7 protein-coding genes are annotated in these 12,031 nt (G+C 36.6%); 6 read left to right on the top strand and 1 reads right to left on the bottom strand.

Annotated features, from left to right (window positions below; all coding sequences use genetic code 11):
• The first annotated feature begins 371 nt into the window (after positions 1-371).
• Together recA and alaS are read left to right on the top strand one after the other, a co-directional pair.
• Positions 372-1,415 carry a recombinase RecA gene (gene recA, locus ACFILY_RS03075; RefSeq protein WP_273791424.1) on the top strand — a complete coding sequence of 348 codons (1,044 nt, stop codon included), beginning with the start codon at positions 372-374 and terminating at the stop codon, positions 1,413-1,415.
• Between the two features lie 205 nt (positions 1,416-1,620).
• Positions 1,621-4,287, top strand: a complete 2,667-nt coding sequence (gene alaS, locus ACFILY_RS03070; RefSeq protein WP_375637440.1) for an alanine--tRNA ligase — start codon at positions 1,621-1,623, stop codon at positions 4,285-4,287.
• 1,212 nt (positions 4,288-5,499) lie between these two features.
• Here alaS and ACFILY_RS03065 read toward each other — a convergent pair.
• Positions 5,500-7,281, bottom strand: coding sequence for a glucan ABC transporter ATP-binding protein/ permease (locus ACFILY_RS03065; protein ID WP_375637441.1), 1,782 nt, complete (start codon positions 7,279-7,281; stop codon positions 5,500-5,502).
• A gap of 206 nt (positions 7,282-7,487) precedes the next feature.
• Here ACFILY_RS03065 and ACFILY_RS03060 point away from each other — a divergent pair, with 206 nt between their 5' ends.
• From ACFILY_RS03060 to ACFILY_RS03045, 4 genes are all read left to right on the top strand, one after another.
• Positions 7,488-8,471: an RluA family pseudouridine synthase gene (locus ACFILY_RS03060; protein ID WP_375637442.1), complete on the top strand. Its 984-nt coding sequence runs from the start codon at positions 7,488-7,490 to the stop codon at positions 8,469-8,471.
• 781 nt (positions 8,472-9,252) lie between these two features.
• Positions 9,253-10,272 carry an ATP-binding cassette domain-containing protein gene (locus ACFILY_RS03055; protein WP_375637443.1) on the top strand — a complete coding sequence of 340 codons (1,020 nt, stop codon included), beginning with the start codon at positions 9,253-9,255 and terminating at the stop codon, positions 10,270-10,272.
• Entirely contained in the window at positions 10,247-11,071 is an 825-nt protein-coding gene (locus ACFILY_RS03050) for an ABC-2 family transporter protein (protein WP_375631291.1), read from the top strand. The genes ACFILY_RS03055 and ACFILY_RS03050 overlap by 26 nt, the downstream gene beginning before the upstream one ends.
• Positions 11,055-11,843 (top strand): ABC-2 family transporter protein, encoded by a 789-nt coding sequence (locus ACFILY_RS03045; protein WP_375637444.1) that lies wholly within the window; start codon positions 11,055-11,057, stop codon positions 11,841-11,843. Before ACFILY_RS03050 ends, ACFILY_RS03045 begins: the two co-directional genes overlap by 17 nt.
• Positions 11,844-12,031: the final 188 nt, after the last annotated feature.

Here is a 12,031-nt window from a genome sequence, read left to right as displayed (position 1 = left end):
TGAGGTTGATTGATGATGCGTTTTTTTGTGATCAATAGCAGGAGAATTCTTAGTCTCTCAAGTATTTAATCAAAGGGATAAGCAGAAGGGCTGTAGAACATTGTGTTTAAAATTAAATTGTTCCTTTTCTAGAGAGATATAAATATGTTAACTATGCTCCCATAGAGATATTACTTTATTAGAGTTTATTATGTGTCATAAGATAAGCAATGCCAATTCTTTATTGTGATGGTCATGAATGTTTATGGGCATAATGTGGAGATAGGAATGGAAATAGTCTGTGAAAATCTAAACTCAAGCCTTTAGTTAAATTAAAAGTACAGTGTACACTAAATTTTTAGGTTATTATGAATTCGGTCAAGGATATAATCGTGGATAAAACAAAAGCTCTCGATGCTGCTCTCTCACAAATTGAACGTTCTTTTGGTAAAGGCTCGATTATGCGTCTTGGGCAAAAAGAGCAGGTTGTTGAAATTGAAACAATTCCAACAGGGTCGTTATCCTTGGATATTGCTTTAGGGATTGGTGGATTACCGAAGGGGCGTATTGTTGAGATTTATGGACCAGAAAGTTCTGGGAAAACAACATTGGCTCTCCATGCTATTGCTGAGGCACAGAAAGGTGGTGGGATTTGTGCTTTTATTGATGCAGAGCATGCGCTTGATCCTATTTATGCGCGTAAGCTTGGTGTTGATTTAGAAAACTTGTTCATTTCTCAGCCAGATACCGGTGAACAGGCATTGGAAATTACAGAAACGTTGGTTCGTTCTGGTGCAGTTGATGTGCTTGTTGTGGATTCTGTCGCAGCTTTAACTCCGCGAGCAGAAATTGACGGTGAAATGGGTGATGCTTTGCCCGGATTGCAAGCTCGGTTAATGAGTAAAGCGTTACGAAAATTAACCGCAGCAATTTTTCGCTCTAACTGTATGGTTGTTTTTATTAATCAAATTCGCATGAAAATTGGTGTGATGTTTGGTTCTCCTGAAACGACAACGGGTGGAAACGCTTTAAAGTTTTATGCTTCTGTTCGTTTAGATATTCGTCGCATTGGATCCATTAAAGATAGGGATTCAATCGTTGGTAATCAGACGCGCGTTAAAGTGGTGAAAAATAAATTGGCACCTCCATTTAAGCAGGTTGAGTTTGATATTATTTATGGTGAAGGTATTTCCAAAGTAGGTGAATTGATTGATTTGGGTGTCAAGGTTGGTGTTGTGGAAAAATCTGGTGCATGGTTTTCTTATAATTCTCAGCGTTTAGGACAGGGGCGTGAGAATGCAAAGCAGTTTTTACGTGAACATGTGGAAATAGCTACAGAGATTGAAGCAGCTTTGCGCCAAAATGCTGGTTTGATTGCGATTGAACTGTTAGAAAATGCAGGGTCAGAAAATATAGAAAGTGATGAAGCCATTTGATGGAGTGTTTTTTTCGTCTATAATTTTTTCCCTTTCAGATTTTTCTGTTTTTTTGTTTGAGTTTTTAAATACGCAGTCATTTTTTTCTCAATTTTTTAAAACAAATATTCCATTTTTGATTAAATTGACTCCATGCGTGGCGAAGAGAATTTAATGAGGGGGATTTTTCTTTTATGGTTTTGTACTGTATTGAGCAGGTGTCAACATGAATAGTGTTAATAATATTCGGTCAATATTTTTGGATTATTTTCATCGTAATGGGCATAAAGTTCTTTCTTCTAGTCCGCTTGTTCCGCGGAATGATCCTACACTTATGTTTACAAATGCAGGGATGGTGCAGTTTAAAAATGTTTTTACTGGACTTGAACAACCTTCTTATACGCAGGCAACAACGGCACAAAAATGTGTTCGTGCGGGTGGAAAGCATAATGATCTTGATAATGTTGGATATACGGCGCGCCATCATACATTTTTTGAAATGATGGGTAATTTTTCTTTCGGTGATTATTTCAAAGAAGAAGCCATTTTTTTATCATGGAATCTTTTAACAAAGGAATTTTGCCTGCCAAAAGATAAATTGTTGGTGACAGTTTATCAGAGTGATGATGTTGCTGCTGAACTGTGGCGTAAAATTTCAGGTCTTCCAGATGAAAAAATTGTCCGTATTGCGACAGCTGATAATTTTTGGTCGATGGGAGAAACAGGCCCTTGTGGGCCTTGTTCGGAGATTTTTTATGATCATGGTGATGAAATCTGGGGCGGTCCTCCTGGAAGTATGGAAGAAGATGGTGATCGCTTTATTGAGATTTGGAATCTTGTTTTTATGCAGTATGAGCAAGTTTCCAAGGAAAAACGTGTTAACTTACCTCACCCTTCTATTGATACAGGCATGGGATTAGAGCGTATTGCTGCTGTTTTACAGGGCGTTCATGATAATTATGACATTGATCTTTTTCGTGCATTAATTGCTGCATCAGAAGAAATTACAGGGATTGAGGCAAAGGGTGATTTTATTGCCAGCCATCGTGTCATTGCTGATCATCTTCGCTCATCGGCATTTTTGATTGCTGATGGTGTGCTTCCTTCTAATGAAGGAAGAGGATATGTTTTACGTCGTATTATGCGTCGTGCTATGCGTCATGCGCATCTTCTTGGTGCTAAAGAGCCCTTAATGTGGCGACTTTTGCCTGCTTTAAATCGCGAAATGGGACAAGCTTATCCTGAGTTGGTGCGTGCTGAATCTTTGATTTCAGAAACTTTAAGGTTAGAAGAAATACGTTTTCGTAAAACGCTTGAACGAGGACTTGGTTTGTTGAACGAAGCAAGTACCGATCTTAAAGAAGGAGACTATTTGAATGGTGAAGTTGCTTTCAAGCTTTATGATACCTATGGTTTTCCGCTTGATTTGACGCAAGATGTTCTTCGTCGTCGCGGAATATCTGTTGACGTTGGTGCTTTTGATAAAGCGATGGAACGCCAAAAAGAGGAAGCACGTGCCAATTGGTCTGGTTCTGGAGAAGCTGTAACAGAGAAAATCTGGTTTTCTGTTCGTGATCAAGTGGGGGCCACAGAGTTTTTAGGTTATGAAACTGAGACAGCGAAAGGTATTCTTACAGCTCTTGTATGTGATGGTAAAATTGTTGATCATATTTCTTCAGATCAGAAAGCTATGCTTGTTGTTAATCAGACACCTTTTTATGGTGAATCTGGTGGGCAAATTGGTGATAGCGGTATCATTTCTGGTGAAAATTTTATTTTTAAGGTGCATGATACCCAAAGAAAGGGTGATGGTGTTTTTATCCATATTGGGGAGGTGAAATCTGGTCAGGCATCGAGGTCTGATTGTGTAGAATTAACGGTTGATATTGTTCGTCGTAAGAAAATTCGCGCGAATCACTCTGCTACTCATTTGTTACACGAAGCTTTACGCCAAACATTGGGGGACCATGTTACACAAAAGGGCTCTCTTGTATCGCCAGATCGGTTGCGTTTTGATTTTTCACATCCAAAATCCGTTTCACCAGAAGAGTTGAAAAAAATAGAAGATTTAGCCAATGAGATTATTTTGCAAAATAGTAAAGTAATAACGCGCCTCATGGCTGTAGATGATGCAATTTCTGAAGGTGCCATGGCATTGTTTGGTGAAAAATATGGTGATGAAGTTCGCGTTGTTTCTATGGGGGAGCCATTTGAAAAGGGAGGATTTAAAAAGCGTTGGTCAATTGAGCTTTGTGGTGGCACACATGTGGAGCGAACAGGTGATATCGGTTTGATTCATATTGTTTCTGAAAGTTCTGTTTCAGCTGGAGTGCGGCGTATTGAAGCTTTAACAGGCAAAGAAGCACGTCTTTATCTTAGCCGCCAAGATGAACGTATTCATGAAATTGCTGATCTTTTAAAAACTTCTTCTGCTGGTGTGGAAGAACGGGCGCGAATTTTGCTTGATGATCGTCGTAAACTTGAAAAAGAATTGAATGATGTACGCAAGAAAATGATGTTGAGTGGTGGAATAACAGAAAGGAGCCAAGGTGATATTATCATCATCAATGGGTTTTCTTTTACCGGACGCGTTGTTAAAAATATTTTACCACGGGATCTTAAGGCGCTCGTCGATTCTGAGAAAAAACAAATCGGATCTGGAGTGGTTGCGTTTATTAGTGTCTCGGAGGATGGAAAAGGGAGTGCTGTTGTCGGCGTTACGGATGATTTAACGGATAAGTTAAATGCTGTAGATCTCGTTCGTATTCTTTCAGAGATGCTTGGTGGTAAAGGTGGAGGTGGCCGTCCTGATATGGCGCAGGCTGGTGGTCCTGAGGGGAACAAAGCTGATGAGGCATTTGCGGCACTAAAAGATTTTCTTGAAAAAAATTAAAGAATGAAATCATTCTGCATAGGTATTTTTTACATTGTTATATTGGGTTGGCATCTATGTATCATGAATATCTGTCTGGTGTATTTCTGAAATGCAGATACAGCGTAATTGGGGAAAAATACAATTGTAAAGATAAAAACAGTGTTTGTCTTTATAACGTCCAAGCGTTTCAGGAGTCACCTTTTTAAGATAAGATAGATTATTCAGCACTTCATGCTTTGCTGTGTATTCTTTTACTAGGAAGACTAGTTATTATGTTGCTCTTATAGATTTTTTAAAGAAACATCTCTTTTTATGAAAGGAAAAATCAAGATTTATTGCATACGATTCTCCTTATAAAGTTATAAGCTGTCATTATTCGATTAGTTATTCAAATGAATAAAATCTCTTTCCTTGAAAAGGCTTATAAAAGAGTTGTTATATCTTAGAGCTATTGTTTTCATTTTGCTTGTTATGTACACAGTTTTTTGGTTTATTATTAAAAGGTTTTGAAAAGAATATTCTCCTATCTTTATAAATCTTTATTTAAAGTTATAAAGTAATGAATTATCAATATAAATCAAAGGAATATCACATAAATCTAAAGATTTAGATTAATATTTAATTTATTTATGATAAAATTGCTTTAATACATTGAGTTATAATGATAATTTATCGTTTTATCTTTTGAATAAGAGCTACGAATATTCGTAGGATTTTATTATTTCAAATTCTGGGTATGTTAAATTAATCAAAACCACTCACGAATGTCGTTGTGAAATGGGCTTAAGAGCATTGAAAAATGTTTCTTAAAAAAGTCATATGAATGTGCAAAACAATGATGTTCTGTTCTTTATGAGAGGACTATAAAGAACGTGATAAACAAAAGTGCAAAGCAATACATAATATTCATTATTTAAAAGATGTTTCTTTAGTTCGTTTTGAAATTCGTAAAGCTGAGTAAAAAGAAGACGATAAAACTGGAAATTGTTTTTACCTTTACATTTTCCCTAAATGAGAATGTATACTCGTCAATATGCACAGATATAGGAAAATATTTTTGTTCTAATCTAGTAAAATTGCAATAGCAGAGAAAATACTAAACTGTTTTAATATTTTTCTTAAATACCTAAAATGAATTGTGGCATTTTTAGAAATCTTTTTACTTGTATCATATATAAGAACTCTTGTTATCTTGAGGAGGATTTTTTTGCTTGAAAAAGAGTATCAATTTTATGATGCTATGGCTTCATGTAAGGGGATAACATTTTCTCCTTCTCTTTCTGGTGGTTTGATTGTTAAACCACTTGCCTTTAAAAAATTAGAGAAACGTCCCCCTTTATCGATCAATTCTTGAAAGTTTCCTTTTTCCATTAAGTGACCATGATCCAGAAAGAGTATCACATCAGCATTGCGTACTGTTGAGAGGCGATGTGCTATAATAAAAGTAGTGCGGTTATGGCTTATGCAATCGAGAGCATCTTTGACACGTGCTTCTGTTTCAACATCAAGAGCGCTTGTTGCTTCATCTAGAATGAGAATAGGGGAATTTTTTAAAACAGCGCGTGCAATTGCTAGTCGCTGTTTTTCTCCACCGGATAATTGAGATCCTCGTTCGCCCACCATTGTGTTATAACAATCAGCTTTTTTTAGAATAAAATCGTGAGCTTCTGCTATTTTTGCTGCTTCATAAAGTTCTTCATTTGTTGCGCTCGCTTTTCCTATTGAAATATTGTCATGAATAGTACGGTTGAAAAGACCCGAGTCTTGAAATACTGTTGCTAGAGATTTGCGTAAAGATTCGCGATTGATTGAGCATATATTTATTCCATCAATGGAGATATGCCCAAGGGTAGGGTCGTATACGCGCTGCAACAGATTGATCAATGTTGTTTTTCCAGCCCCTGTTGGCCCTACAATTGCAACAGTTTGTCCTGCTTTAACCTCAAAGGAAATATCAAAAACACCTTGAGAAGAATTGGGGAATTTATAGGTCACGTGATGAAATTGTATGGCGCCTTTAACATTTTGGAGGGAAGGAAGATTTTGCGGTTCGTTGATATGAAAGGTTGAGTCTTCCATTTCAAAAAATTCTTGCAGTTTTGCTTGTGAGGATATTGCACAATTAATAAAATTGCTCATTTGGTCTAGGCGGCTAATCATGAGTTGTGCAAATCCAACAAAAGCAACGACTTCACCTACTCGTAATTGATCTTTTGCAACAAAAAAAGCTCCAAGGAGGAGAACACAAACGATTGAAATTGTTGAAGCCATTCGATTTAAGCCACTGGCGAGCGCCCACCAATTGAGAACAGGATTTTGTGCTTTAAGCAGAGCATTTGTATGTTGATGCAGTATAGAAGCTTCTTCTTTTATTCGGTTATAACTTTGTACAATGGAAACATTAGAGATTGAATCACTGACATGTTTAAAAAGGTTGTGGTGGTAGCATTCCACAGCGGCTTGTCCGTCTTTTGTTTTTCGCATCACTAAACGTGCAATTAATACGTAGGTGATGGCAAGCACAACCAAGACTATTGAAAGACGCCAATTCATATTAAACGCTATGGGGATGAGAACTAATAAGGCGACAAGCGTTGAGAGGTGTTGGCGCATAAAATCAAGCCATATGGTTGACATGGAATCTATTGCGCGCAAAAGTGTATGGAGTGCGTTGGAAGTTCCACGTTGTTGATGCCAAATTAAAGGCATGGCAATGATACGTTCGAAAGATTCCGTTAAAACCGTTAAGCGGCGTCTATGGGCTAAGCGGTCAGCACCGCGAGCAACAAGGACATAAGCAATAATATGTGAAAGTCCAAAACAAACCCAAATGGTAAGAGTAGGAATGATAGCTGATTTTTCTGAAATAGAATCAATAACACGTCCGAATAAAATAGGTTCTGCAATAGTGATAATAGCTAACATAACATTAGCGGTACAGATTAAAAGGGATGCATTTTTTTCTCTATTTAGGTAAGTGAGAACACGTGCATAGGTTTTGAATAAGGACACGGTTAATTATCTCCATTCGCTATTAAGCGTAAAGGCTGTTGATTTTTACAACGCTTAGTTTTTAGCTAATAAAATTTGGATGTTAAGAAAAGGCAATTTTGGATACTAACTGTAATATGGTGTGATAAAACCAACTAAAATATGAATTTTTGTGTTTATAAAGGCGCAAAAATAGATCAATAAAATTATCAGGTAAGGGAATTTTCATGGCAGGCATAGAAATAAAAAAAGTTGAGGCAGATGAAAATGGAATGCGCTTAGATCGCTGGTTTAAAGTGCATTATCCAGGACTTGGTTTTGGAGCTTTGCAAAAATTGTTGCGTTCTGGTCAGATACGGGTTGATAGTGGACGTGTTAAAGCCGATACGCGTCTTTGTATAGGGCAAGCTGTTCGTATTCCACCTCTCCCTATTAATGACAAGGAAAGTCTTTCAATAACCGATAAAACACTTCGTGGGCAGGATGATGGGACCGTTTTGAAAAAAATGCTGCTTTATGAAGATCCAAAGGTATTTGTTTTTAATAAACCCGCTGGGTTGGCTGTACAAGGAGGCTCTGGTTTAACACGTCATATGGATAGTATGCTTGAGGTATGGCGCAATAAAAAAGGTGAAAAGCCGCGTTTGGTTCATCGTCTTGATCGTGAGACGTCGGGGGTGCTTATTGTTGCACGATCAAGGGGAGCTGCTCAGTCCTTAACAGCTGCTTTTAGAGCGCGAGAAACAAAAAAGACTTATTGGGCGTTGGTTCGTGGCGTGCCTAAAAAAAAGCAGGACAAAATTTCAACGTGGATGGTTAAGGAAATGACTGCACAAGGTGACAAAATGCGTGTTTGTGAACATGGGGAGCCAGATTCACATCATGCGGTTTCCTACTATCGCGTTTTAGATACACGAGGGCGGGCTCTTTCGTGGCTTGAAATGGAACCCTATACAGGGAGAACACATCAGCTTCGTGTGCATGCTGCCCATATGGATCATCCTATCATTGGCGATACAAAGTATTTTTTTTCTGATAGTAATTGGACATTACCAGGAGGAATTCAAAATCGTCTTCATCTTCATGCACGTCGTATTCGTATTCCTCATCCTTCAGGAGGAATATTGGACATTGTTGCACCTTTACCACCTCATATGGTTCAAAGTTTTAATCTTTTGTCTTTTAATGAGAGTGATGCTGAAACAGAGTAAAGAAACTTCATTTGTTCTTTTTGATTGATATAAATTTGATAAGATGAATAGGGCATCATTTGAAGGAAGTTTTTGATAAGTCAATCGCTATGAGAAAATTATGTTTTTGAGTGATGAAATTTTCGAATATCATGGCTTTCTTTCTACAGCTCTTTATCCATATTGATTGTATTGTTATTTTTTGGATATGGTGTATCGTTTAATAATCTGAGTTTATGAAGCTGCTCCTTTGAATTATCTATAGAGGTCATATTGGGAAGGCGTGTCTGTTGAGGGAGATGAGTTAGATAAAATCTGAAAGATATTTACTAAAATAGAGAAAGCGATTTTAGTTTTTTTATGGGGAATAATGGAGGCGTTTTATAGTAATGCTGAGGAAAAGTAACCTCTCAAAAAATTCCTGTTGTCAAGGAAGTTTGTTTTATTATCAATGTGGTTTGATATGCTTATAGTATAGATTTATGCTTTGTATCTTTGCTTACACAATGAAGCCTTCTTAGCAAAGTTCTCCTTTCAATGACCAATTATTTTTCTACTTACTTAGTTTATCCAAAAGACTATCTTTCATAAAAGAAGAAATAAGTTTTTAGTATCTTAATGCTTCATTGAAGTGAACTCATCACATTGAAAAAATATCTAGACAAAAAATTGGAGATAAAACGTCAGGCGCGTTTTATTGCTCTAGGGAGGGCTTGAACACTTTTGTTTTTTCTAGTGAACAAAACAGATATTTATTATGGGAACATTCAAAAGGGGGATAAATTGAAATTAGGAGTGACTGATGGGATCATTATTGATTGACGTTAATAACGTCTCAAAAATATATCGCAACATTGACAGAGGAATTGGTTTTAAAAACAAGGTGTTTTCTCTCTTCAAGCCGGTTTATACAAATCATCATGTGTTAAAAGATATGAGTTTCACCCTCTTTTCAGGGCAATCGTTAGCAATTCTTGGCCCTAACGGAGCGGGTAAATCGACACTGATTAAAATACTTTCTGGTATACAATACGCTGATGAGGGATGTGTTAAAGTCCTTGGTGTTGATCCTTATAAAGCGAAGAAAAATCTGTTCAAGTCTTTGGGTGTGGTCTTTGGTCACAAGAATTGTTTATGGTGGGATTTGCCCTTACGCTACAGTCTGGATATGGTTCAACCATTATATGGTCTTGAATGCGCCTCTTTTACCCGTGATCTTAAAGAGATCGCTGAGTTGCTGGGTCTTGAGCATATTATGGATAAGCCAGTGCGGATGCTTAGTCTGGGTGAGAGAGTGAAAAGTGAATTGGCATTTAATCTCTCCTTTAGACCTAAACTGTTGTTTCTCGATGAGCCAAGTATTGGTCTTGATATTACAGCTAAGCATGAAATCAGGGAGCTTCTTAAAAAACTGAAAAAGGAGCGTGGCACTGGGTATATCATTACAAGTCATGATATGGGAGATATTGATGGATACGTCGATGATATTATTCTTTTGCATAAAGGAAAGAAACAGTTTCATGGTAATCTTCATGCGCTTAAAAATGTCATTCCTTCTTTGGTGAGAATGACACTTTTTTGTGAACACATGGCTGCACCTTCAGCTGTTGTAGAAAAAATTGATGAGATTGCGTTGAAATTATCTACTCCTTTAAAAGATAAGCACTTTAACGCTGAAGAATGCTCGCTGGAGGTTTCGCTGCTCCGTGAGGATTTTGCGCGTTTTGTACGCGAAATTACAACCGAATTGAACTGTACGTTCTCTGTATCCACTCCCTCGCTTGAAGAGATGCTCCGTGTTAAATTTAAAGAATTTATCTAACCACTGCTTTGGTATGTTTCTTTTTGCCAAGAATGGATTACTCACTGTTCTAAGTGATAGAGCAATGTTTTTTACCGATATTATCATTGGGACACTTTCGCCATTTGTTATTCAACTTCTATTATGGAATGCACTTTTCTCTGATACGGGCAACACCATCAATGGCTTTAGCTTTTATGATATGATGTATTATTATGCTTTTGCTTTAGTCCTAGGTCGCTTAAATAATGGTTATAATGTGATTAAGTTTTTCTCTCATCATGTTAAAGAAGGTCAATTAGAAGTATATCTTACAAAGCCCTTTAGTTATATGACACAAATGCTTTTTACTTTTTTAGGGGAGAGTGTATTATATAGCATCCCGTTATTGGCTCTTTTTGTTGTTAAGCTTGTTTTATCCTATGAAAATATTCTGGGATTGGTTATCGCTTTTCTGTTCTTTTTTCTGGTTGTTATTCTATCACAATTGCTTTGTTTTTTACTCTCTTTTGGAATTGCCCTATTAAGCTTTTGGGTGATTGAGTACAATATATTACTCTCTTTCAGTATCCTCAGTTCAACGCTTCTTGGTGGTGTTCTTTTACCACCATCTTTTTGGCCGGTGTGGCTTATTCCGCTTATGCAATTTAATCCTTATCGTTTCATGATATCAGCTCCTGCCGAGTTTTTCGCGACGCAAAATTTAGCGTTGTTTCAGCAGTTTATTTTCGGAAGTTTTACTTATATTTTGTGTTTTTTATTCTTAATTTATATTGCTTGGAATAAAGGGATGAAAGCATATAATGGAGCGGGTGGTTGAGATGAAAATAATCCTTCATTTTATCAGTTTGAATATCCGCCGACAGATTGTTTATGGTAAGAATTTGGCTGGGGAGTTTATTCTTTCTCTATGCTATTATTTTATTCAATTCATATTTATTGATAGAATATCTTCTTTTTCAGGAAAGATCGGTAACTATAGCAGAGATGAAATCCATTTTATCTTTGTTGTCTTTGTTTTACTTGGAATATTTTTGAATATTTTTACTAATTCTATTGAAACGTTTTTTGAAAAAGTAGCGGATGGTAAAATTGAACCATACTTGATAAAGCCCGTTTCAATCTGGTTGTTGATGTTGTTTGGTTGGTGTAAACCTCTTAATCTGATCAAGCTCTTTGTTCTTTATGTTAGTGCCTATTTATTTGTATCATTACCGAATATATCCGATCTTAAGCTAAGATGGATCTCTTTTATTGTTGCAATATTTTGTGTTTTTATTGTCAATATTTGTTTTTTCATGATGTTTAATTTTGTAACATTTATTATTAGCCGTAAGATGCCTGTCGAATATTTTCATGAAATGATTTACGAGCTTTCATTTGTGCCAATAGGAATTTATCCTTTAAGCATCGTAAAATGGCTTTTGTTTATGCTTCCCATGGCTTTTTCTGCTTCCTTGCCTGTGTCATTGTTGCTTGGTAAAGGCGAATGGAATATTGGATATATTCTGTTGAGCGCTTTTCTTTCCATGGTCATGACTTTCATAAGTTATAAGAAAACAATGCGTAAATTTAATGGATTAGGGGGATGAGATGAAAGTCAGCATGATTATAAAAGTAAAAAAAATTGAGTGAATAATTCTATTGTACCATAAATTATCGTTATTTATTCTGGCGATATAAGGCATGTAGAATTTTCACATGAGGATTTTTTTATTGTTAGATAAGATTGAACAATAATATAGGCCGCATTCCCACAGTTACTGGCAAGGAGCGTGAA

It is taken from the genome of Bartonella sp. CL25QHWL, assembly GCF_042195335.1.
In the GTDB taxonomy this organism is placed as follows: Bacteria; Pseudomonadota; Alphaproteobacteria; order Rhizobiales; family Rhizobiaceae; genus Bartonella.
The sequence above is the reverse complement of the archived record's forward strand: the minus strand, read 5'-3'. Positions and strand labels throughout refer to the sequence as shown.

Coding starts and splice junctions, on each gene's coding strand:
- alaS (WP_375637440.1), top strand. CDS start 1,621: ATGAATAGTGTTAATAATATTCGGTCAATATTTTTGGATTATTTTCAT.
- ACFILY_RS03060 (WP_375637442.1), top strand. CDS start 7,488: ATGGCAGGCATAGAAATAAAAAAAGTTGAGGCAGATGAAAATGGAATG.
- ACFILY_RS03055 (WP_375637443.1), top strand. CDS start 9,253: ATGGGATCATTATTGATTGACGTTAATAACGTCTCAAAAATATATCGC.
- ACFILY_RS03045 (WP_375637444.1), top strand. CDS start 11,055: ATGGAGCGGGTGGTTGAGATGAAAATAATCCTTCATTTTATCAGTTTG.